Annotated in this window: 27 protein-coding genes; 20 read left to right on the top strand and 7 right to left on the bottom strand. The window is 44.7% G+C overall.

Going from position 1 to position 23,013, the window contains the following annotated elements; all coding sequences use genetic code 11:
- The first annotated feature begins 32 nt into the window (after positions 1-32).
- Genes obgE through pheA form a run of 3 tightly spaced genes read left to right on the top strand, consistent with a single transcriptional unit; the run spans position 33 to position 2,697 of the window.
- Positions 33-1,319, top strand: a complete 1,287-nt coding sequence (gene obgE, locus NYE56_RS13920) for a GTPase ObgE (RefSeq protein ID WP_003229675.1) — start codon at positions 33-35, stop codon at positions 1,317-1,319.
- 60 nt (positions 1,320-1,379) lie between these two features.
- Positions 1,380-1,823 (top strand): transcriptional regulator ThrR, encoded by a 444-nt coding sequence (gene thrR / locus NYE56_RS13915; protein WP_003222630.1) that lies wholly within the window; start codon positions 1,380-1,382, stop codon positions 1,821-1,823.
- 16 nt (positions 1,824-1,839) lie between these two features.
- On the top strand, positions 1,840-2,697 hold the full coding sequence (gene pheA / locus NYE56_RS13910; protein ID WP_004398512.1) for a prephenate dehydratase: 858 nt from the start codon (positions 1,840-1,842) through the stop codon (positions 2,695-2,697).
- Between the two features lie 24 nt (positions 2,698-2,721).
- On the opposite strand, the gene NYE56_RS13905 is transcribed toward pheA, so the two are convergent.
- A complete protein-coding gene (locus NYE56_RS13905) occupies positions 2,722-3,264 on the bottom strand; it encodes a transcription repressor NadR (protein ID WP_004398582.1) in 543 nt (180 codons plus the stop codon).
- Positions 3,224-4,411, bottom strand: coding sequence for a cysteine desulfurase NifS (gene nifS, locus NYE56_RS13900; protein WP_341283989.1), 1,188 nt, complete (start codon positions 4,409-4,411; stop codon positions 3,224-3,226). The genes NYE56_RS13905 and nifS overlap by 41 nt, the downstream gene beginning before the upstream one ends.
- Before the next feature lie 102 nt (positions 4,412-4,513).
- On the opposite strand from nifS, the gene nadB reads away from it, so the two are divergent.
- The 6 genes from nadB to NYE56_RS13870 all read left to right on the top strand — a co-directional run bounded on the left by nadB (position 4,514) and on the right by NYE56_RS13870 (position 10,874).
- Positions 4,514-6,109 (top strand): L-aspartate oxidase, encoded by a 1,596-nt coding sequence (gene nadB / locus NYE56_RS13895; RefSeq protein ID WP_341283988.1) that lies wholly within the window; start codon positions 4,514-4,516, stop codon positions 6,107-6,109.
- Positions 6,063-6,932 carry a carboxylating nicotinate-nucleotide diphosphorylase gene (nadC, locus tag NYE56_RS13890; protein WP_160244790.1) on the top strand — a complete coding sequence of 290 codons (870 nt, stop codon included), beginning with the start codon at positions 6,063-6,065 and terminating at the stop codon, positions 6,930-6,932. The genes nadB and nadC overlap by 47 nt, the downstream gene beginning before the upstream one ends.
- On the top strand, positions 6,919-8,025 hold the full coding sequence (gene nadA, locus NYE56_RS13885; RefSeq protein ID WP_341283987.1) for a quinolinate synthase NadA: 1,107 nt from the start codon (positions 6,919-6,921) through the stop codon (positions 8,023-8,025). The genes nadC and nadA overlap by 14 nt, the downstream gene beginning before the upstream one ends.
- Before the next feature lie 116 nt (positions 8,026-8,141).
- The gene (gene safA / locus NYE56_RS13880; RefSeq protein WP_341283986.1) at positions 8,142-9,305 is read left to right on the top strand and encodes a spore coat assembly protein SafA; all 1,164 of its coding nucleotides are present in this window, start codon (positions 8,142-8,144) and stop codon (positions 9,303-9,305) included.
- 147 nt (positions 9,306-9,452) lie between these two features.
- Complete coding sequence (gene sgpA, locus NYE56_RS13875; RefSeq protein WP_341283985.1) at positions 9,453-10,049, top strand: spore germination protein SgpA; 597 nt, start codon at positions 9,453-9,455, stop codon at positions 10,047-10,049.
- A 102-nt stretch (positions 10,050-10,151) separates the two neighbouring features.
- Positions 10,152-10,874, top strand: coding sequence for a YebC/PmpR family DNA-binding transcriptional regulator (locus tag NYE56_RS13870; protein ID WP_004398802.1), 723 nt, complete (start codon positions 10,152-10,154; stop codon positions 10,872-10,874).
- 40 nt (positions 10,875-10,914) lie between these two features.
- Here NYE56_RS13870 and NYE56_RS13865 read toward each other — a convergent pair whose 3' ends face one another.
- The 3 genes from NYE56_RS13865 to NYE56_RS13855 form a co-directional block, all read right to left on the bottom strand.
- Positions 10,915-12,369, bottom strand: coding sequence for an alanine/glycine:cation symporter family protein (locus NYE56_RS13865; protein ID WP_268555723.1), 1,455 nt, complete (start codon positions 12,367-12,369; stop codon positions 10,915-10,917).
- A gap of 163 nt (positions 12,370-12,532) precedes the next feature.
- A complete protein-coding gene (locus NYE56_RS13860; protein WP_004398683.1) occupies positions 12,533-12,673 on the bottom strand; it encodes a hypothetical protein in 141 nt (46 codons plus the stop codon).
- 6 nt (positions 12,674-12,679) lie between these two features.
- Complete coding sequence (locus tag NYE56_RS13855) at positions 12,680-13,048, bottom strand: DUF5412 family protein (RefSeq protein WP_158324506.1); 369 nt, start codon at positions 13,046-13,048, stop codon at positions 12,680-12,682.
- 162 nt (positions 13,049-13,210) lie between these two features.
- Here NYE56_RS13855 and NYE56_RS13845 point away from each other — a divergent pair, with 162 nt between their 5' ends.
- Entirely contained in the window at positions 13,211-13,333 is a 123-nt protein-coding gene (locus tag NYE56_RS13845; protein WP_003229707.1) for a hypothetical protein, read from the top strand.
- A 45-nt stretch (positions 13,334-13,378) separates the two neighbouring features.
- Here NYE56_RS13845 and NYE56_RS13840 read toward each other — a convergent pair whose 3' ends face one another.
- A complete protein-coding gene (locus tag NYE56_RS13840) occupies positions 13,379-14,026 on the bottom strand; it encodes a phosphotransferase (protein WP_341283984.1) in 648 nt (215 codons plus the stop codon).
- Between the two features lie 237 nt (positions 14,027-14,263).
- Here NYE56_RS13840 and iolG point away from each other — a divergent pair, with 237 nt between their 5' ends.
- The 9 genes from iolG (at position 14,264) to yajC (ending at position 21,713) form a co-directional block, all read left to right on the top strand.
- Entirely contained in the window at positions 14,264-15,289 is a 1,026-nt protein-coding gene (iolG, locus tag NYE56_RS13835) for an inositol 2-dehydrogenase (protein ID WP_341283983.1), read from the top strand.
- A 70-nt stretch (positions 15,290-15,359) separates the two neighbouring features.
- Positions 15,360-16,667 (top strand): MFS transporter, encoded by a 1,308-nt coding sequence (locus tag NYE56_RS13830; RefSeq protein ID WP_341283982.1) that lies wholly within the window; start codon positions 15,360-15,362, stop codon positions 16,665-16,667.
- 47 nt (positions 16,668-16,714) lie between these two features.
- The gene (gene bofC, locus NYE56_RS13825; protein ID WP_003229715.1) at positions 16,715-17,227 is read left to right on the top strand and encodes a sporulation cell-cell signaling protein BofC; all 513 of its coding nucleotides are present in this window, start codon (positions 16,715-16,717) and stop codon (positions 17,225-17,227) included.
- A 138-nt stretch (positions 17,228-17,365) separates the two neighbouring features.
- Positions 17,366-17,971: a Holliday junction branch migration protein RuvA gene (gene ruvA, locus NYE56_RS13820; protein ID WP_003229717.1), complete on the top strand. Its 606-nt coding sequence runs from the start codon at positions 17,366-17,368 to the stop codon at positions 17,969-17,971.
- A gap of 10 nt (positions 17,972-17,981) precedes the next feature.
- On the top strand, positions 17,982-18,986 hold the full coding sequence (ruvB, locus tag NYE56_RS13815; protein WP_003229718.1) for a Holliday junction branch migration DNA helicase RuvB: 1,005 nt from the start codon (positions 17,982-17,984) through the stop codon (positions 18,984-18,986).
- Positions 18,979-19,179, top strand: coding sequence for a DUF2905 domain-containing protein (locus NYE56_RS13810; RefSeq protein WP_003222669.1), 201 nt, complete (start codon positions 18,979-18,981; stop codon positions 19,177-19,179). Before ruvB ends, NYE56_RS13810 begins: the two co-directional genes overlap by 8 nt.
- Positions 19,180-19,208: 29 nt before the next feature.
- A complete protein-coding gene (gene queA, locus NYE56_RS13805) occupies positions 19,209-20,237 on the top strand; it encodes a tRNA preQ1(34) S-adenosylmethionine ribosyltransferase-isomerase QueA (protein WP_003229723.1) in 1,029 nt (342 codons plus the stop codon).
- Positions 20,238-20,263: 26 nt separating this feature from the next.
- Entirely contained in the window at positions 20,264-21,409 is a 1,146-nt protein-coding gene (gene tgt, locus NYE56_RS13800; RefSeq protein ID WP_335450990.1) for a tRNA guanosine(34) transglycosylase Tgt, read from the top strand.
- Between the two features lie 37 nt (positions 21,410-21,446).
- A complete protein-coding gene (gene yajC, locus NYE56_RS13795; protein WP_004398708.1) occupies positions 21,447-21,713 on the top strand; it encodes a preprotein translocase subunit YajC in 267 nt (88 codons plus the stop codon).
- 56 nt (positions 21,714-21,769) lie between these two features.
- Here yajC and NYE56_RS13790 read toward each other — a convergent pair whose 3' ends face one another.
- Positions 21,770-22,159: a TIGR04086 family membrane protein gene (locus NYE56_RS13790; protein WP_014477528.1), complete on the bottom strand. Its 390-nt coding sequence runs from the start codon at positions 22,157-22,159 to the stop codon at positions 21,770-21,772.
- 197 nt (positions 22,160-22,356) lie between these two features.
- Between NYE56_RS13790 and NYE56_RS13785 the strand changes: the two genes are divergently transcribed.
- Complete coding sequence (locus NYE56_RS13785) at positions 22,357-23,013, top strand: DUF421 domain-containing protein (protein WP_080529623.1); 657 nt, start codon at positions 22,357-22,359, stop codon at positions 23,011-23,013.

Raw genomic sequence — 23,013 nt, 5'->3', positions numbered from 1 at the left:
GGAGTTTTTAACGGTTTAGAACGGAGGACATTATGTTTGTAGATCAGGTCAAAGTATATGTAAAAGGCGGCGACGGCGGCAACGGTATGGTTGCGTTTCGCCGTGAAAAATATGTGCCGAAAGGCGGCCCTGCCGGCGGTGACGGAGGAAAGGGAGGAGACGTCGTTTTTGAAGTAGATGAAGGTCTCCGCACCCTGATGGATTTTAGATACAAAAAACACTTTAAAGCGATTCGCGGCGAGCATGGCATGTCCAAAAACCAGCACGGACGAAATGCTGATGATATGGTCATTAAAGTTCCGCCGGGCACCGTTGTGACAGACGATGATACAAAACAGGTCATCGCTGATTTAACAGAGCACGGACAGCGGGCTGTCATTGCAAGAGGCGGAAGAGGCGGAAGAGGGAATAGCCGCTTTGCAACACCGGCTAATCCCGCGCCTCAGCTTTCAGAAAACGGCGAGCCGGGAAAAGAACGCTACATTGTTCTTGAATTAAAAGTGCTTGCAGATGTCGGACTTGTCGGGTTCCCGAGTGTGGGAAAATCTACTTTGCTGTCTGTTGTCTCATCTGCAAAACCGAAAATTGCGGACTATCACTTTACAACGCTTGTCCCGAATCTCGGCATGGTTGAAACGGATGACGGACGCAGCTTTGTCATGGCCGATTTGCCAGGACTGATTGAAGGCGCACACCAAGGCGTCGGACTGGGCCACCAGTTTTTGCGCCATATTGAACGGACGAGGGTTATTGTTCACGTCATTGACATGTCAGGCTTAGAAGGCCGCGATCCGTATGAGGATTATCTTACGATTAACCAGGAGCTGAGCGAGTACAATCTGCGTCTCACCGAGCGTCCGCAAATTATCGTTGCAAATAAAATGGACATGCCGGAGGCTGCGGAAAATCTCGAAGCCTTTAAAGAAAAGCTGACGGATGATTATCCGGTGTTCCCGATCAGTGCGGTGACAAGAGAAGGTCTGCGTGAGCTTCTGTTTGAGGTTGCCAATCAGCTTGAGAACACACCGGAGTTCCCTCTGTATGACGAGGAAGAGCTTACACAAAACCGTGTCATGTACACGATGGAAAATGAAGAAGTGCCATTTAACATTACACGCGATCCAGACGGTGTATTTGTGCTTTCAGGAGACAGCCTTGAGCGGTTATTCAAGATGACTGATTTCTCACGTGATGAATCGGTTAAACGGTTTGCAAGACAGATGCGCGGAATGGGTGTTGATGAAGCACTCAGAGAACGCGGAGCCAAGGATGGAGATATAATCAGGCTTCTGGAATTTGAATTTGAATTTATTGATTAATGAATGTTGGCTGAAAAGAGAGCCTGGTGTCAGGCTCTCTATTTTAAAGGGGGGATGCAAATGAAAGAGGAGACATTTTATCTTGTCCGTGAAGATGTATTGCCCGATGCAATGAGAAAAACATTAGAAGTCAAAAAGCTGCTTGATCGAAAAAAAGCAGATTCAGTAGCAGATGCCGTTCAAAAGGTCGATTTAAGCAGAAGTGCGTTTTATAAATACAGGGATGCTGTTTTTCCATTCTACACCATGGTAAAAGAACAAATTATCACACTTTTCTTTCATTTGGAGGATAGGTCAGGTGCGTTATCTCAGCTTCTTCAGGCGGTAGCTGATTCTGGAAGCAACGTTCTTTCCATTCATCAGACCATTCCGCTTCAAGGCAGAGCAAATGTGACACTGTCTATCAGTACGTCGGCAATGGAAGAAGACATTCATACATTAATGAATAAGCTCAGGAAGTTTGATTTTGTAGAAAAGGTTGAAATATTAGGTTCAGGTGCATAAGGGAGAGAAAATCGTCATGAAAGTCGGTTATTTAGGTCCAGCAGCTACATTTACACATCTAGCAGTCAGTTCTTGTTTTCAAAACGGCGCCGAACATGTTGCTTACCGCACCATTCCGGAGTGTATAGATGCAGCCGTTGCAGGCGAAGTTGATTTTGCTTTTGTTCCTTTGGAAAATGCATTAGAAGGATCTGTTAATCTAACAATAGACTATTTAATACATGAACAGCCCTTGCCAATCGTGGGTGAAATGACGTTGCCGATTCATCAGCACTTGCTCGTCCATCCCTCTAGAGAGAATGCATGGAAAGAGCTCGACAAAATTTACTCGCATTCACACGCGATTGCGCAATGCCATAAATTTCTCCATCGACATTTTCCTTCCGTTCCATATGAATACGCCAATTCTACCGGGGCGGCAGCAAAGTTTGTCAGTGACCATCCCGAGCTGAATATCGGGGTCATTGCCAATGATATGGCAGCTTCTACATACGAATTAAAAATCGTGAAACGGGATATACAGGATTATAGGGACAATCATACAAGATTTGTTATCCTGTCTCCTGATGAAAACATATCTTTTGAAGTGAATTCAAAATTGAGCTCTAGACCCAAAACGACCTTAATGGTCATGCTGCCGCAGGATGATCAGTCCGGGGCACTGCATAGAGTGCTGTCTGCATTTTCTTGGAGAAATTTAAACCTGTCAAAAATTGAGTCACGTCCGACTAAAACCGGATTAGGCCATTATTTCTTTATTATTGATATTGAGAAAGCGTTTGATGATGTATTGATTCCAGGAGCCATGCAGGAGCTTGAAGCGCTCGGCTGCAAAGTGAGGCTTCTGGGTGCATACCAGTCTTACCAATTATAAAAAAAGCCCACTAGAGGGCTTTTTTTAGTCTTTAATTAAAATGCCGGCTTCTTCGAGGGCTTGGCAGGCTTGATCGATCCGATGTTCATCAGGTGCTGTCAGTGTATGCAGGTGCACGCCGTCGGTCAGCTGTGATAAGTAGGCAGCATTCGTAGAATTGATTTTTTTGATGAAATGGCTAACTTCCTTCCGGGTGCCTACTTGGATGGCTGCAGTTAAATCTCCGTATACGGGATGCTCGATTTTTACGTCTTTTACTGTAACGCCTTCGTCGACGATGAGCTGCAGTTCCTCTTCTGTCCGTTCAGGACCGTGCAGACATGCTATGATTCTTTCTGCCTGCTGGTGCTGCTGAGCGGCTGCATCCATGTATACATATCCTTGGCTTGTGGCGATAATCGGTACATTTTTCGCTTTCAAGAGCGATATATCCTGTACAATAACCTGTCTTGAAACGTTCGCTTTTTTTGCGAGTTCTCCTCCTGTCAGCGGTGATTTAGATTCCTTCAGCCACAGAAGAAGCTGGTCACGCCTGTTGGCGCCCATTAGCTTTAATTCTTCGGTCAATATCAAATTCTCCTTTCTTTTGTTCCCAAAGCACTGTAAACGTATGTAATAACTGTTCCAGCTGTTCAGCTGTTGTATGCCTGCCAAAAGAGATACGGATAAATTGCAGAGCTTCTTGTTCGGTTTTTTTTAATGCTTTCATTGTTTCAGACGGACCGTGGTAACCTGCAGAACAAGCGCTGCCGGTTGAAATGCAAATATTACTCCGATTACATTCTAACATAACATATTGTCCTTCAAATGAGTGAAAAAAACACCCTATAATATGCGGAAGACATTCTGCTTGCGAAGTCTCTGCCGCAAGGGTTATAGGGAGAGACCGAATACGGATTTGGTCTAGAAAGTATGTTCTTAATGCCTCATTGCGGGATATCTGTTTTTCCATTTCGCTTACGATCAATTCTGCAGCGGCAGTGAAGGCACCGATCCCGGGAACATTTACGGTGCCGGCTCTGAATCCGTATTCGTGAGTAGTCAGAGGATAAACGGGTTTCCAAGGGACATCCGGACGGATATAGACCGCCCCTACTCCTTTAGGACCGTGGATTTTATGGCTGGACATTGAGAGTGCATCTACTCCCAGATTTTTTGTATTGATCGGGATCTTTCCAAACGTTTGAACAGCGTCGCAATGAAGAAGAATCCCCTTATTGTGCAGGTATGAAGACAGGCGTTGAATGGGCTGAATGATCCCGGTTTCAGAATTTGCATGCTGAATAGATACAAGGCCTGTTTCCGGCCGGATATGAGCTAGTAATATTTCCTCGGTAATAAGCCCGTATTCATTCGGTTCAATGACTGTTACATCATATCCCTGCTGTTCCAAAAAAGCAGCGCAATTGAGAATGGACTGATGCTCCATGGCAGTCGTAATAAAATGTCTTTTCGTTTTTGGCAGGCCGTTTAGCAATGATTGAATGGCCAGAAAATTGGATTCAGTGCCGCCGCTTGTAAAATAGATGCCGCTTGCTTCTCCGCCAATGATGTTGGCGATTTTTTCACGGCAGTACTCCAGTATGTGCTTTGCTTTTCCTCCTGCATCATGCAGGCTGCTGGCATTTCCGTACATATCCATACTAAGCTTCTGATATACAGTAAGGGCTTCCTCACAAATAGGCGTTGTCGCTGCATAATCTAAATAAATCATCCGGTCTTCCTCCATCCGTTCTCCATAAAAAACTCTTGAGTTTATTTTATCCTTGTGTAAATATAGGTGTCAAGACAGGTGTAAACAACAGGAGGATGGCATATGTCTAAAAAGACGATTGCAGTCATCGGTTCAGGGGCGGCGGCACTTTCCTTAGCTGCAGCTTTCCCGCCCTCATACGAAGTGACTGTTATCACAAAAAAAAGCGTCAAAAACAGCAATTCTGTCTATGCACAAGGCGGGATTGCTGCGGCCTATGCAAAAGATGACTCGATTGAAGCCCATCTGGAGGATACGTTATACGCAGGGTGCGGCCATAATAATCTGGCTATTGCAGCAGACGTTTTACATGATGGAAAAATGATGGTTCAAAGCCTATTGGAGCGTGGATTTCCATTCGACCGCAATAACCGAGGCGGTGTTTGTCTTGGAAGAGAAGGGGCCCACTCATACAACCGCATATTTCATGCAGGCGGAGACGCAACAGGCAGGCTGCTTATCGATTATTTGCTCAAGCGGATCAACAGCAAAATCAAGTTAATCGAGAATGAAACGGCAGCAGATTTGCTTATAGAGGACGGACGATGTATCGGCGTCATGACAAAAGACAGCAAAGGGCGGCTCAAGGTAAGGCACGCAGACGAAGTTGTGCTGGCTGCCGGCGGCTGTGGAAACCTGTTTCTTCACCATACGAATGATCCCACTGTCACAGCTGACGGTCTTTCTCTGGCTTACCGGGCCGGAGCGGAATTAACGGATTTGGAGTTTACTCAGTTTCACCCGACACTGCTTGTGAAAAATGGTGTTTCCTACGGGCTTGTTTCAGAAGCTGTAAGAGGGGAAGGCGGATGTTTAGTAGACGAAAATGGCCGCAGGATTATGGCTGAACGGCATCCTTTAGGTGACCTGGCTCCAAGAGATATTGTCTCACGGGTTATTCACGAAGAAATGGCAAAAGGAAATCGCGTTTATATAGACTTCAGTGAGATTTCTGATTTTGAAACGCGTTTCCCTACCATCACCGCTATTTGTGAAAAAGCAGGGGTTGATATCCACAGCGGAAAAATTCCTGTTGCTCCGGGAATGCATTTCTTAATGGGAGGTGTTTCAGTTAATCGCTGGGGAGAAACGACAGTGCCGGGACTTTATGCGATTGGCGAGACAGCATGCTCCGGTTTACATGGAGCAAACCGGCTTGCAAGCAATTCTTTATTGGAAGCGCTGGTATTTGGAAAAAGGGCAGCAGAGCATATTATCCAAAAACCGGTTTATAACAGGCAATATCAATCAGGGCTAGAAACCAGTGTCGTCTACGAGGTGCCGGATATAGAGGTGTATGAACTGCAAAGCAAAATGACAAGCCACATGTCTATTCTGCGGGAACAAAGCAGTTTGATTGAGCTTAGCATCTGGCTTCATACGCTGCCTTTTCAGGAAGTAAATGTGAAGGATATCACAATTCGGCAGATGGAACTTTCTCATCTATGGCAAACTGCAAAGCTGATGACGTTTTCTGCGCTTTTGCGGGAGGAAAGCAGAGGGGCTCACTTCCGCACCGATTTTCCTCATGCTGAGGTGAGCTGGCAAGGAAGTCAAATTGTCCATACAAAAAAAGGAACGAAGATCAGAAAAAACGAGGGGATTTGGAACAATGAATCATTTACAGCTGAAAAAATTACTGAATCACTTTTTTCTTGAGGATATTGGGACAGGGGATCTTACATCGCAGTCTATTTTTGGAGAACAGAGCTGTGAAGCGGAGATTGTTGCAAAGTCAGAGGGTATTTTTGCAGGAGCAGCGATCATAAAAGAAGGCTTTTCGTTATTGGACGAAAATGTTCAAATCATTTTACACAAAAAAGATGGGGACATGTTGCATAAAGGTGAAGTGATTGCCGAGTTACACGGTCCCGCAGCTGCGCTCCTTTCAGGAGAGCGGGTCGTATTAAATCTTATTCAGAGGCTGTCAGGAATTGCGACAATGACAAGAGAGGCTGTTCGGTGTCTGGATGATGAACAGATTAAAATTTGTGACACGAGAAAAACAACACCGGGGCTCAGAATGCTGGAGAAATATGCTGTCAGAGCCGGGGGCGGGTATAATCATCGATTCGGTTTGTATGACGGCATCATGATTAAAGATAATCATATCGCAGCATGCGGTTCTATTTTAGAGGCGTGCAAAAAAGCCCGTCAGGCCGCGGGGCACATGGTAAATATCGAGGTGGAAATTGAAACGGAGGAACAGCTGCGGGAAGCAATTGCAGCTGGAGCGGGTGTTATTATGTTTGACAACTGTCCGCCTGATACGGTCCGTCATTTTGCAAAGCTCACACCGGATCATATAAAAACTGAAGCCTCCGGCGGGATTACGTTAGAATCTTTGCCTGCTTTTAAAGGGACGGGTGTGAATTATATTTCATTAGGATTTCTGACTCATTCCGTCAAAAGTTTAGATATCAGCATGGATGTTACGTTATCAAATGAATCTGTGGAGGAATGCCGTTATGTCAATTCTTGATGTGATCAAACAATCGAATGATATGATGCCCGAAAGTTATAAAGAACTATCGAGAAAGGATATGGAAACGCGCGTTGCCGCCATTAAGAAAAAGTTCGGCAGCAGGCTCTTTATACCAGGCCATCATTATCAAAAGGATGAAGTGATACAATTTGCTGACCAAACAGGCGACTCCCTGCAATTGGCCCAAGTAGCGGAAAAAAACAAAGAAGCGGATTATATCGTATTTTGCGGCGTTCACTTTATGGCAGAAACCGCCGATATGCTGACAAGCGAGCAGCAAACGGTCGTCCTGCCAGATATGAGAGCTGGATGTTCTATGGCTGACATGGCTGACATGCAGCAGACCAATAGGGCATGGAAGAAGCTTCAGCATATATTTGGAGATACGATCATACCTTTAACTTATGTGAACTCCACTGCGGAGATCAAGGCATTCGTCGGAAAGCATGGCGGAGCAACTGTGACTTCTTCGAATGCGAAAAAAGTGCTTGAATGGGCGTTTACACAGAAAAAAAGAATTTTATTTTTGCCTGATCAGCATTTAGGGAGAAATACGGCTTATGATCTGGGCATTGCGCTTGAAGATATGGCTGTGTGGGACCCGATGAAAGATGAATTAGTAGCTGAATCCGGGCATACGAATGTGAAAGTGATTTTGTGGAAAGGGCATTGCTCTGTTCACGAGAAATTCACCACTAAAAATATCCATGATATGAGAGAGCGAGACCCCGACATTCAGATCATTGTGCACCCGGAATGTTCACACGAAGTCGTGACACTAAGCGATGATAACGGATCAACGAAATATATTATCGACACAATCAACCAGGCTCCGGCGGGAAGCAAGTGGGCAATCGGGACAGAAATGAATCTTGTTCAGCGGATCATTCACGAGCATCCAGATAAACAAATCGAATCACTTAACCCTGACATGTGCCCTTGCCTGACAATGAACCGAATTGATTTGCCGCATTTGTTGTGGTCGCTGGAACAAATTGTAAAAGGAGAACCTTCAGGCGTCATCAAAGTGCCAAAAGCCATTCAGGAAGATGCACTCCTTGCCCTGAATCGAATGCTTTCGATCACGTAGATCAGAAATATTTTCCCTTCCTTTACTCATAACTTCTTTTGTTCAGGCATATGTTGTGAAGAAACATATTGTAATCACAGCTGAACTGTTCACGTTTTGCATAGGAGGGGAAAACGTTGAAAATCCATATCGTTCAAAAAGGCGATTCGCTCTGGAAAATAGCTGAAAAGTACGGAGTCGATGTTGAGGAAGTGAAAAAACTCAATACACAGCTTAGCAATCCAGACTTAATCATGCCTGGAATGAAAATAAAAGTGCCGTCAGAAGGAGTCCCGGTCAGAAAAGAGCCAAAAGCGGGCAAAAGTCCTGCGGCCGGGAGTGTGAAGCAAGAACATCCATATGCGAAAGAGAAGCCTAAATCCGTTGTCGATGTAGAAGACACAAAGCCGAAAGAAAAGAAGTCCATGCCGTATGTCCCGCCGATGCCTAATTTGCAGGAAAATGTGTACCCTGAAGCTGATGTGAACGATTATTATGATATGAAACAGCTTTTCCAGCCTTGGTCGCCTCCTAAACCGGAGGAGCCGAAAAAACATCATGACGGAAATATGGATCATATGTATCATATGCAAGACCAATTTCCACAACAGGAGGCTATGAGTAATATGGAAAATGCAAATTATCCGAATATGCCTAATATGCCAAAGGCGCCAGAGGTAGGCGGTGTAGAAGAGGAAAACGTTCATCACACAGTTCCGAATATGCCGATGCCGGCTGTTCAGCCTTATTATCATTATCCGGCTCATTTCGTACCGTGTCCGGTGCCTGTTTCGCCAATTCTTCCAGGATCAGGATTATGCTATCCGTACTATCCGGCACAAGCTTATCCAATGCATCCGATGCATGGATACCAGCCAGGTTTTGTATCGCCTCAGTATGACCCGGGTTATGAAAACCAGCATCATGAAAACAGCCATCACGGACATTACGGTTCATACGGTGCGCCGCAATACGCATCTCCGGCTTATGGATCTCCGTATGGACATATGCCGTATGGCCCTTATTACGGCACTCCCCAAGTAATGGGAGCATACCAGCCTGCTGCGGCTCATGGTTACATGCCATACAAAGATCATGACGACTGCGGCTGTGACGGTGATCATCAGCCATATTTCTCTGCGCCTGGCCATTCGGGAATGGGAGCTTATGGAAGCCCTAATATGCCATATGGCACAGCTAACCCAAATCAAAACCCATATTCGGCAGGAGTTTCTATGCCAATGACGAACCAGCCTTCTGTAAACCAAATGTTTGGCCGGCCGGAAGAAGAAAATGAGTGATCGTTCGGAACGATGTAAATCGTTCCTTTTTTTGTTTTCAAGCAGATCACTGCCAAATGGAGAGAACTGACACGCTTAACATGCCCCCCATACGCACATGATAAAAGCGAGCAAACATGCTCAATTCGTCCACGGGGGGTTTTTCCATTGGGTAAAAAAATGACGATCGCTAGCCTGATTCTAATGACAGCCGGCTTAACAGCATGCGGAGCAAACGATAATGCTATGAATGATACGCGCAATAACGGCAATACCCGTCCAATCGGATATTATACAAATGAAAATGACGCCGATAGACAGGGAGACGGAATCGACCACGATGGTCCTGTTTCTGAATTAATGGAGGATCAGAACGACGGTAACCGAAACACCACGAATGTAAATAACCGTGACCGTGTTACTGCTGACGATCGTGTTCCTTTGGCAACTGACGGAACATATAACAACACGAATAACCGAAACATGAATCGGAATGTAGCGAACAACGGGTATGACAACCAAGAAAACAGAAGACTGGCTGCAAAAATTGCCAACCGTGTGAAACAAGTGAAAAACGTCAATGACACACAAGTTATGGTATCGGATGACCGAGTAGTTATCGCAGTCAAAAGCCACAGAGAGTTCACAAAGTCTGACAGAGATAATGTCGTAAAAGCAGCGCGCAACTATGCAAATGGCCGTGACGTCCAAGTATCAACAGATAAAGGGCTGTTCAGAAAACTTCATAAAATGAACAACCGCTAGGAAGGAAGGGCTGCCGGAAGTGATATTCGGCAGCCTTTTTCTTTGCATCAGCGAACAATTCCCATTAAAGTGTACATAGAAAATGTAAAAGAAGGTGAAAACATGGCAGGCCATTCCAAGTGGAAAAACATTCAAAAAAGAAAAAATGCACAGGATGCAAAGCGCGGGAAAATATTTATGAAGCTGGCAAAAGAAATCTATGTGGCAGCGAAAGAAGGCGGAGCGGATCCAGAAGCAAATTCAGCATTGCGTCTTGTCATCGAAAAAGCAAAAGGCGCCAATATGCCGAATGAAAATATAGATCGGGCCATTAAAAAAGCTGCGGGAGGCCAAGACGGAAGCAGCTATGAAGAAATCACCTATGAAGGCTACGGCCCTTCAGGGATTGCCGTCATGGTTGAATGCGTAACAGATAATAAAAACCGAACGGCGTCAAATGTGCGGACAGCCTTTAATAAAAATGGCGGAAGTCTGGGAGAAAGCGGATGTGTAGCCTTTTTATTTGAACGAAAGGGGTTCATTACGATAGACCGTACTGAACGGCAAATAGAAGAAGATGAGCTCATGCTTGATGTGCTTGAAGCAGGAGGAGAAGAGCTGCGAATTGAAGAAGACCTATATGAGGTTTTCACAGAGCCTGAGCATTTTGAAGAGGTGAAAACAGCCCTCGAATCGAAATATCTAATTTCTTCGGCGGAGGTGACCATGCTTCCCAATACCTATGCAGAAGCCGATGATCAGGCTGTTGAGAAGCTGGAAACATTAATAGACGTCCTTGAAGATGACGATGATGTTCAAGAAGTGTATACAAACTATCGTTCATAAAAAACCGGCACGAGGTCATATCGGGCCGGTTTTAGTATGTTCAGGAGACACGTTCACTTTCATGAGTGTATTCTTTCTCCCAGAAATCAGCGTTTTTGATACCCAGCGCTTTTGGATCAAAGACCGGGTCTAAGCCCTGCTTCTTTTGGCGCTCATAATCCTTTAAAGCAAGAAGCGCCGGTTTGGCAAGCAGCACAATGGCAATGACGTTCAGCCATACCATAATGCCAAGCCCTGCATCCCCTAATGCCCAAGCAAGTGAAGCTGTTTTCACAGTACCATAGAACGTGGCGGCTAAAATAATCAGTTTTAAGCCAAGCATTGCCCATTTGCTTTCTCTGCCTCGTGCTAAATAGGCGATATTTGTTTCTGCGATGTAGTAATACGCCATAATTGTTGTAAAAGCGAAGAAGAATAAAGCGATGGCAACAAAGCCTGCACCGAATCCGGGAAGAACACTGTCAATTGCCGCTTGTGTGAAACCAGGTCCTGCTTCTACGCCTTTAAGCTGGTGAACGATAAAGGAACCATCTGCGGTCTGGGTATTGTACATGCCGGTAAACAAGATCATGAAAGCTGTAGCGGAGCATACAAACAAGGTGTCAATATAAACAGAAAATGCCTGAACCAGTCCCTGCTTGACTGGATGAGAAACTTCTGCAGCAGCTGCCGGATGCGGGCCTGTTCCTTGGCCGGCTTCGTTTGAGTAGATGCCACGTTTAACGCCCCAGGAAATCGCCATGCCGATCAAGCCGCCAAAAGCGGAATCCAATGCAAAGGCGCTTTTGAATATTAATGAGATCACAGCAGGCAATTCAGACACATTCATGACAATAATAATCAAAGACAGCAGGATATATCCAATGGCCATAAATGGAACAATCATTTGCGCCGCATTGGCAATTCGTTTGACGCCGCCAAAAATAATGAACCCTAATAATAAAACGAGACCGCACCCTGTGACGAAAGGAGAGATGCCGAATGCATTTTGGATCCCAACCGCAATGGAGTTGGACTGTACGCCCGGCATTAGAAAGGCCATTGCAATAAGGGCAGCAGCGGCAAATAAGACGGCAAACCACTTAATGCCTAAGCCTTTTTCTATATAATAAGCAGGGCCGCCCCGATATTGACCGTCTTGTTTCACTTTGTAAATTTGAGCAAGCGTTGATTCTACAAAGGCACTCGCCGCCCCGATAAAGGCAATCGCCCACATCCAGAACACTGCACCGGGTCCGCCGAATGCAATTGCTGTCGCCACTCCCGCGATGTTTCCTGTGCCCACACGGCCGGACAGCGCAATCGATAACGCTTGGAAAGATGAAACGCCGGCTTCAGAGCTCTTGCCTTTGAACATCTGAACAATCATTTCTTTTACATGTCGGACTTGTAAAAAACGGGTCATAATTGAAAAGGCGAATCCAATTCCCAATAAAATATAAATGACGGGCGTACTCCATAAGACCGCATTCAAACTAGCAACAAAATCTGCCATCAAGCTTCCCCCTCACTTCAAATTCGAATACATGTATAAAAAGGATTTTGGTCTAATCGAACTATTTCTACAATCGATTTGTCACATTATATGACCTGTAATTATCAATAAGAAGAGGAAGGGAAAAAGAAAAAACGCGGCGTATCGACTACGCTGCGTTTTTCTACAGAGGCAAACTTATGGCAATTGTTATAAAATCCTTCAGCAACAAATAGCCTAGTTCAGTCAAACCGTATATAAAGGATAAAGCAATCACAAAATGATTGAAATGCTTTTCATCATTTGTTCCGTTCATCTTATTCATGTTTCATCACCTCACTGACGCCTGCGGCGGTTCTTCACGGATCCAATGATCATCTTTTCGCCAATCATACGTTTCATCAGTATCAAGATGTAAAGTCTGATTGCCGATTTTCACTGTATTGTGATTGATCCACGTCACTGCTGGGCGGCTGTCCGGGTAATTCCAGTAGATTGTTCTCTTGACAAGTGTTTTTTCATTTACAAGTTCACCTCTGGCTGCATCTAAGCTCAAGGTGTTTTCGGATACATAAGTGTTTAACGTATAGCTGCCGTCCGGCGATTCAACCGATTGGACGAGATTGCCTTTCGGAACGTTTTTTAGTGAAAATAACATCCAATAGATGGCGCCGCCGAAGAAGACCAGTAGGGCAAACATAATAAGCGGGATGTTGCTGCGTGTCTTAATGTGACTCTCTCCCTTTTTTTCTCTCATTTTACTATATATCGGATTCATATGATCTTTACATTTCTTTAAAATTACCTTAATAAAGCAATGATAAGATGAAATAAAGCCAATAAAGGGTGAGGGGAGACAGAAATGGAAAAAACGTATTGTCATTCCGGCGAGAAGGACCCAGAAGCGGTCTACTTAACTGTGAGAGGCTATCGAATTAAGCTGTCGCCTGAACAAATGAAACTGATTTCTGCCGTCAGAAAGTAAAAAATACATGATAAAGGCAGCCGCTTGTGCGGCTGCCTTTTTGATTTAAGAATATTTTCTTTTCCGCTGTGCGAAATGCTTTTGAAACCAATCTTTCTTATATAAAAATGCGATGATCTCCAGCCAAAAACCCGGAATCTTTTTGGGGAATATCGGTTTTTTGTAGAGTGCATGATATGCGGATTTTAAGTCGTCCCACTGCGTGCATGTTTTTGTCTGCTCAAATCTCGCAACATCAATCACCCGCACCGCCCCGGTTTCTGTCAATATCAGATTCCGCAAATGAATATCTGACGGGTTCAGTCCGGCTGCCCGGGCGTCAGAAAGCGCTTCTTCAACCTGCTGAATCATGTCATCACTGATTGCAATGCCTTTCTTCAGACAGTTATAAAAGGTTTCACCTTTAATATATTCCATGAGAATAAATGAATCGCCAGTTTCGTAAATGTCAGGATAGAATGCGGACCCGGCTAATTTTTCATAGATCGCTGCTTCTTTGACTGCTGTCGCTTGATATTCCGGAAAAAATACTTTCAGCGCCATTTTTCGACCGCCTTCTGTTAAGGCAAACACATAGGCGCTTCTTCCCTTGCCGATTAGTGTTAATTCCTGGGATTTCTCTTTAACTTTATCAAATCTGCTGTTCTTGCGGTATATGACGGAATGGGCCAGTGCCTCTGCTTTTGTCAGCATTTCATTCACCTTCTTTGCTCTATTTTATGCAGCTGTTTATAGGAAAATCATAAACTGTTCAGGAAAAAGAGCCTAATTCTAGTGTATCTGGTCTTGAAGAAGAAGGCTACTTATAAGCATGAATTGTGATAAAAGAGACATAGAACGTTTAATTTCCATTCTTGAAAAGCGCTTACAAATGGGATAGTATTAATTTTAAATAAAGCGCTTTCGTGAATGATCAAGGGGGAAGAAGCCATGACAAAACAGATTGTGACAGGGATTATCGGTGCAGGCCGCATCGGCAAACTTCATGTTCAAAATATAAGCCGGATTCCTCACATGAAAATAAAAGCAGTCTCTGACATTCAGGCAAGCCGTATAAAAAGCTGGGCCGACAGTCATCAGATTGAATACATAACCTCTGATTATCGTGATTTATTACATGATCCTGATATTGATGCTATTTTTATTTGCTCTCCCACAGCCGTACATGCACAGATGATCAAAGAAGCAGCCGAGGCGAAAAAGCATATATTTTGTGAGAAGCCCGTTAGTTTCTCTCTAGACGAAACGAGTGAAGCGCTTGCGGCTGTCCGGAAACACGGGGTAACACTTCAAGTCGGATTTAACCGCCGCTTTGATCCTCATTTTAAGAAAATCAAAACGATTGTTGAAAATGGTGAAATCGGCACACCTCATTTATTAAGAATCACGTCCCGGGACCCAGAACCCCCGAATATAGATTATGTCCGTACGTCAGGCGGATTGTTTATGGATATGTCGATCCATGATTTTGATATGGCCAGATATATTATGGGAAGCGAAGTGACGGAAGTGTATGCCAAAGGGGCGGCTTTGGTGAATCCTTCTTTTGCGGAACTGGGTGATATTGATACAGCTGTTATTACACTGACTTTTGAAAACGGTGCCATGGCTGTGATTGAGAACAGCCGCCAAGCTGTGTACGGATATGACCAGCGGGTTGAGGTTTTCGGGACGAAAGGCTCTGCAGCGGCTGACAATAGCAGGCCGACAACGGTTGAGGTGTCAACAGCTGATTTTGTGATGAAGGATAAACCGCATTTCTTTTTCCTTGAACGCTATAAGGATTCATATGAGGAGGAGATTCTCCGTTTTGCAGAAGCGATCGGCACAAACCAGGAGACTCCCTGCACCGGCAATGACGGTTTACAGGCCGGAAGGATCGCCAGAGCAGCACAGCAATCGCTTGCTTTTGGCATGCCTGTCAGCATTGAGCACACTGAAAAAATCGCTTTTTAATCTAACAGGATTACAATTCAGCAAGCTTGGGTATATACTCCATTGATACTTTAAGTAGGCGGTGGAGAAAATGAATACAGTACATGCTAAAGGAAATGTTTTGAACAAAATCGGAATTCCTTCTCACATGGTTTGGGGTTATATTGGCGTTGTCATCTTTATGGTTGGAGACGGCCTCGAACAAGGCTGGCTGTCTCCTTTTCTCGTTGATCATGGTCTCAGTATGCAGCAATCCGCATCGTTATTTACCATGTACGGCATTGCTGTCACCATCTCAGCTTGGCTTTCAGGAACGTTTGTCCAAACTTGGGGGCCGAGAAAAACGATGACTGTCGGATTGCTTGCATTTATCCTCGGTTCGGCCGCTTTTATCGGCTGGGCGATTCCTCATATGTATTATCCGGCTCTCTTGGGCAGCTATGCTCTTAGAGGCTTGGGATATCCGCTGTTTGCATACTCTTTTCTCGTATGGGTGTCATACAGCACCTCTCAAAATATTCTTGGAAAAGCCGTCGGCTGGTTTTGGTTTATGTTTACGTGCGGCCTTAACGTGCTCGGCCCGTTCTATTCCAGCTATGCAGTTCCGGCCTTTGGAGAAATCAATACACTTTGGAGCGCTTTACTGTTTGTGGCGGCAGGCGGAATTCTGGCCTTATTTTTTAACAAAGATAAATTTACTCCGATACAAAAACAAGATCAGCCGAAATGGAAAGAACTGTCGAAGGCATTTACAATTATGTTTGAAAATCCTAAGGTCGGCATCGGCGGAGTGGTCAAGACGATTAATGCGATAGGACAATTTGGGTTTGCCATCTTTCTTCCTACTTATTTAGCACGATACGGGTATTCGGTTTCGGAATGGCTGCAAATATGGGGGACGCTGTTTTTTGTGAATATTGTGTTTAATATCATTTTCGGTGCAGTCGGAGATAAACTTGGCTGGCGCAATACGGTCATGTGGTTTGGCGGTGTCGGATGCGGTATTTTTACGCTGGCGGTGTATTACACGCCTCAGCTGATCGGGCATCAGTATTGGGTGCTCATGATTATCGCCTGCTGCTACGGCGCGGCTTTAGCAGGCTACGTTCCATTAAGCGCGCTTTTGCCGACGCTTGCACCTGATAATAAAGGTGCTGCCATGTCAGTGTTGAATTTGGGATCTGGTTTATGTGCGTTTATCGCGCCGGGCATCGTGAGTCTTTTCATTGGGCCGCTCGGTGCAGGCGGCGTGATTTGGATCTTTGCGGCATTGTATTTTTTCAGTGCCTTTCTGACGCGATTCTTGACAATTTCTGAGCAAAGCACAGATGTGTATACGGAGGAACGGTTTGTCAGGGAAAATGTGCAGACAAATTTTGATAAAACGGTTAAGCAGTAGCCTCTTTGGTCAAACTAATCATAAACGTGTGCAAAGAGGTGTAGAGGGTGAAACGATTCAGCACGGCGTATCTTTTGCTGGGCATTCTTTGCTCAGCGGCAGTATTTTTAATAGGAGCTCCTTCCCGCGCACTTGGCGCGGAAGTGGAGCACTATGAGCCGCTGCAGGTGCATGTGCAGCTTGAAAAGGTGTATTTGGACGGCGATGTCAGCATTGAGCATAAGCATGAAAAAGTGTTTTCTATGGATGATTTTTGGGCAGCTTATGCCGGATGGACGCTTGTGGAACAAAAAAAGGGATATGTGCTCTTCCGGAAGCAAATGGACGATATATCTCCGCTCAGCAAGGTCAACGGGTATATCGGTGTATCGGATAATGGAGTGATTTCCACTTTTCATGGGCGGCCTGAGCCAGCTTCCGAACCAATTCAGTCTTTTTTTCAAATTGATTTAGAAAGGCTGGAAAGCCATATGCAAAAAAATCTGCTGAAAGGCATTCCATTTCGGACAAAAGCGGAGTTTGAGGATGTCATCGAACATATGAAGACATACAGCGGGTAGCGTCCGCTGATTGAAGACATGTATTCATGTCTTTTTTTTCGTGAAAGAATGAGAGAGAAGCGAACATATGTTAACTTTTCTATAAGACTTTGGCTGTTTTTATGGTACAATGAAGAACAGTCAAAGAGGTGAATTTGCGTGATTGAATTTGTTAAAGGGACGATTGATTATGTATCTCCCCAATATATTGTCATAGAGAACGGCGGCATCGGCTATCAGATTTTCACGCCGAATCCGTTTATATATAAGGAGAGAAGCCAAGAAACGATTTTTACATACCATCATATCAGAGAGGATGCTTTTTCGCTTTACGGTTTTTCAACAAGAGAGGAGAAAGCGCTCTTTACAAAGCTGTTAAACGTGACCGGAATTGGCCCGAAAGGAGCACTTGCCATCTTGGGCTCGGGTGATCCCGGAGCGGTCATCCAAGCAATTGAAAATGAAGATGAAGCTTTTTTGGTCAAGTTTCCTGGAGTAGGAAAGAAAACCGCACGCCAGATTATTCTAGATTTAAAAGGAAAGCTGGCAGATGTTGTGCCTGAAATGATTGAAAATCTGTTTAATCATGAAGAAAGGCTTGAAAAGCAAACAGCGGAAACGGCTCTTGAAGAAGCACTTGAAGCCCTCAGGGTTCTCGGATATGCTGAAAAAGAAATCAAAAAGGTGCTTCCTCACCTTAAAGAAGAAATTGGGCTGACAACAGACCAATATGTGAAAAAAGCATTACAAAAACTATTAAAGTAAGGTGATGTTCATGGATGAACGGCTCGTCTCAAGTGAAGCAGACAACCATGAATCAGTGATAGAGCAAAGCCTGAGGCCGCAAAATCTGGCACAGTATATCGGGCAGCATAAGGTAAAAGAAAATTTGCGCGTGTTTATAGATGCGGCGAAAATGAGACAGGAGACGCTGGATCATGTTCTTCTGTACGGGCCGCCCGGACTCGGAAAAACAACGCTTGCTTCGATTGTTGCTAATGAAATGGGAGTGGAATTGCGGACGACATCAGGGCCTGCGATTGAAAGGCCTGGTGATTTGGCTGCTATATTAACGGCGCTGGAACCGGGAGATGTATTATTTATTGATGAAATACATAGGCTGCACAGATCGATCGAAGAGGTGCTTTATCCTGCAATGGAAGACTTTTGCCTGGACATTGTGATTGGCAAAGGCCCATCTGCCCGCTCGGTTCGGCTCGACCTTCCGCCTTTTACGCTGGTGGGAGCCACGACGAGAGTGGGGCTTTTGACGGCTCCTTTAAGAGACAGATTCGGCGTCATGTCTCGCCTTGAGTACTATACACAAGAAGAACTGGCGGATATTGTCACAAGAACCGCTGATGTATTCGAGGTTGAGATTGATAAACCGTCGGCGCTTGAAATTGCAAGAAGATCGAGAGGGACGCCCCGCGTGGCGAACCGCCTGCTGAGAAGGGTGCGCGATTTCGCCCAAGTGCTGGGTGACAGCAGGATTACGGAAGACATTTCTCAGAATGCGCTGGAGCGGCTTCAGGTTGACCGCCTCGGTTTGGATCATATTGATCATAAGCTGCTGATGGGCATGATCGAAAAATTCAACGGCGGCCCAGTAGGCCTTGATACGATTTCAGCTACCATCGGCGAGGAATCGCATACGATTGAAGACGTATATGAACCATATCTGCTGCAAATTGGATTTATACAAAGAACGCCGCGTGGAAGGATCGTGACACCGGCCGTTTATCATCATTTCCAAATGGAGGCTCCCCGATATGACTGAATTTCCTAAGATCATTATGATTCTTGGTGCTGTGTTGCTTATTATCGGAGCAGTTTTGCATTTTGTCGGCAAGATGCCGGGAGATATTTTTGTAAAAAAAGGAAATGTCACGTTTTTCTTCCCGGTTGTCACTTGTATTATTATAAGTGTGGTATTATCAATTTTGCTTAATCTTTTTGGCAGAATGAAATAACAAAAGACTAGAATAAAGGTGAAATCATCATGAAAGTCGATTTATTTGATTTTGAACTACCAGAACGTTTAATTGCACAAGTACCGTTGGAGCAGCGTGATGCTTCAAGGCTGATGGTGCTCGATAAACATACAGGAGAGCTTACTGACAGCTCGTTTAAACACATTATCAGCTTCTTTAACGAAGGCGATTGTCTTGTCCTGAACAATACCCGGGTACTGCCTGCTCGGTTATTCGGCACAAAAGAGGATACCGGCGCGAAAGTGGAACTTCTTTTGCTGAAACAGGAAACCGGTGATAAATGGGAAACACTTGCCAAACCTGCGAAACGGGTGAAAAAAGGAACTGTTGTCACATTTGGAGACGGAAGATTGAAGGCAATCTGCACGGAAGAGCTTGAGCACGGCGGCAGAAAGATGGAATTTCAATATGACGGTATTTTCTACGAGGTGCTTGAATCCCTTGGAGAGATGCCGCTCCCTCCATATATCAAAGAACAGCTTGATGACAAAGAGCGCTACCAGACAGTGTATTCAAAAGAAATCGGCTCTGCTGCTGCGCCTACAGCTGGCCTTCACTTCACGGAAGAAATCTTACAGCAGCTGAAAGACAAAGGCGTGCAAATTGAGTTCATCACATTGCACGTAGGCCTTGGAACGTTTCGCCCTGTGAGTGCCGATGAAGTGGAAGAGCATAATATGCATGCAGAGTTTTATCAAATGTCAGAAGAAACGGCTGCAGCCTTAAACAAAGTAAGAGAAAATGGCGGTCGGATCATTTCTGTCGGCACGACCTCGACACGCACGCTTGAGACGATTGCCGGGGAACATGACGGGCAATTTAAAGCATCAAGCGGCTGGACATCTATTTTTATTTATCCGGGCTATGAATTTAAAGCCATTGACGGAATGATTACAAACTTCCATTTGCCGAAATCGTCATTGATTATGCTGGTCAGCGCGCTTGCTGGAAGAGAAAACATTCTGCGTGCCTATAACCATGCAGTGGAAGAAGAATACCGTTTCTTCAGCTTCGGAGACGCGATGCTGATTATATAATTTGAGAACAGGAGGCCTCATCAAAAGTGGCTGAACAACCAATACGCTATGAATTTATAAAAGAATGCAAACAAACAGGAGCGCGGCTGGGCAAAGTGCATACGCCTCACGGCTCCTTCGAAACGCCGGTTTTTATGCCGGTCGGCACACTGGCGACAGTCAAAACAATGTCGCCTGAAGAGCTGAAAGCAATGGATGCAGGCATCATTTTGAGCAACACTTATCATCTATGGCTTCGTCCGGGCCAAGACATTGTCAAAGAAGCGGGCGGGCTCCATAAATTTATGAACTGGGACCGCGCAATTTTAACAGATTCAGGCGGTTTTCAGGTCTTTTCTTTAAGCAAGTTTCGTAATATAGAGGAAGAGGGTGTCCATTTCCGCAATCATCTAAATGGAGACAAGCTGTTTTTATCTCCGGAAAAAGCGATGGAGATCCAAAACGCACTCGGCTCTGATATTATGATGGCGTTTGACGAATGCCCGCCATACCCGGCGGAGTACGACTACATGAAGCGGTCAGTTGAGCGGACAAGCCGCTGGGCGGAACGCTGCCTGAATGCCCACAATCGTCAGGATGAACAAGGGCTGTTTGGTATTGTACAAGGCGGAGAATTTGAAGATCTGCGGACACAAAGTGCGAAGGACTTGATTTCCCTTGATTTTCCGGGATATGCTATAGGCGGATTGTCTGTAGGTGAACCGAAGGATGTCATGAACCGTGTACTCGAATTTACAACACCGCTCTTGCCGAAGGATAAACCGAGATATCTGATGGGAGTAGGTTCTCCGGACGCACTGATCGACGGAGCGATCCGCGGGGTCGATATGTTTGACTGTGTGCTGCCTACACGGATTGCAAGAAACGGCACAGTGTTTACTGCTGAAGGACGACTCAATATGAAAAATGCAAAATTTGAAAGAGACTTCCGTCCGATTGATGAAGAGTGTGATTGCTATACATGTAAAAACTACACTCGCGCGTACATTAGGCACTTGATTCGCTGCAATGAAACATTCGGCCTTCGATTAACAACTTACCATAACCTTCATTTTCTGTTACACTTAATGGAGCAGGTAAGACAGGCTATTCGCGAGGATCGTCTGGGTGATTTCAGAGAAGAGTTCTTTGAGCGTTACGGCTATAACAAGCCAAATGCGAAAAGCTTCTAAATAAAACATAACAGGCTTACAGAAAGGGGTGAAAATGATGACTGGCACTTTAGGTACATTGGTTCCTATTATTTTAATGTTTGCGGTCCTTTACTTCTTGCTGATTCGTCCTCAGCAAAAGCAGCAAAAGGCTGTACGCCAAATGCAGGAGGAACTGAAAAAAGGCGATTCAGTAGTGACAATCGGGGGATTGCACGGTACTGTTGACTCTATCGACGAAAGCAAAGTCGTAATTAAGACTGGTGATAACACACGTCTTACGTTCGACCGCCGCGCGATCAGAGAAGTTTCTGCTGCTGAATAACAGCAGGAGCTATACATAGCAAACAAAAAAGAGCGGGCAAGTGAGCCCGCTCTTTTTTATGTGGAAGACCTGTTTCCTCTCATGTTCACGCCGAAAATCCCGCCCAGCATGCACACCCCTAAAAATCCCAGATGGAAGATCAGCTGTTCTGCTGTAAATGTCTTTCCGAATCCTAAATACTGAAACAATAAGATAATCAGAGAAAAACTTATGGCAGTCAATGCGCCAATCATCCAGCCTCTTTCCTTGCCTTTCCCGCCTGAAATGAACCCGCCGATAAATAAAGAGAGAAATGAGATAGCTGTGATCAGCCAGTTAAATGATGATTCTTCCAGCGAGGTTGCGGTCAATAAAAGTGAAACCGCCAAACTTGTCAGGAGCATGGCTGAAAATATGGCGATTAAGCCGTAAAGAATGCCTTTTCCAACTTGTTTCGTTTCCTCCATGATTGTCTCCTCTCTGCCTGTATTAAAAGGCTTCTGTTCTTTTTGTTCAAAACCGTCAGACATGCTGATGGCTCGTCTTTGTAAAAATGTATTCCCTTATCCCTTGAATTAGACGTAAAAGCTTTGTGAAATGCAATCGGTTTTTCTTACATAAATTGATCATTTTGTTGCAACCTATAATGAGTTGGAGGTGCATGATGGAAGAGCTTCTCACTATTGCGTTTCGCACAGTCGTATTGTATTTTGTGATATTGGTCATTTTTCGTTTCATGGGCAAACGGGAGATCGGAGAGCTTAGTATTTTAGATCTCGTTGTCTTTATCATGATGGCTGAAATTGCCGTTTTAGCCATAGAAAACGTAGACGATCATCTATTTCATACCATTTTGCCAATGCTTGTATTAATGATCATTCAAGTGACTTTGGCATACTTTTCTTTAAAAAACCGAAAAGTCCGCCAGCTTCTTGACGGTAAGCCGACCATAATTATCAAATATGGAAAAATTGACGAAGAAGCCATGAAATCACAGCGTTATAATTTTGATGATTTAATGGTTCAGCTCAGAGAAAATAGCGTCGACAGAGTAGCTGACGTATCATTTGCCATTTTAGAGCCGTCGGGCAAACTGACTATTGTAAAGAAAGAAAATAGCGGAGAGCATCGGCAGCTCGAAATGCCGCTCATTATAGACGGCTTCATTCAAACAGAAAACCTGTCCAGAATCAGTAAAGATAAAAAATGGCTGCTTGAAAATTTGCAAAAACACGGATACACAAACCCTTCAGATATTTCATTTTGCTCGTTTACAGACGGAGAAATATATATTGATGAAAAAGATGGGCACCGCACGTGA

Origin of the sequence: Bacillus sp. FSL R5-0603, from assembly GCF_038050295.1 — a bacterium.
Lineage (GTDB): Bacteria > Bacillota > Bacilli > Bacillales > Bacillaceae > Bacillus > Bacillus subtilis.
The sequence above is the reverse complement of the archived record's forward strand: the minus strand, read 5'-3'. Positions and strand labels throughout refer to the sequence as shown.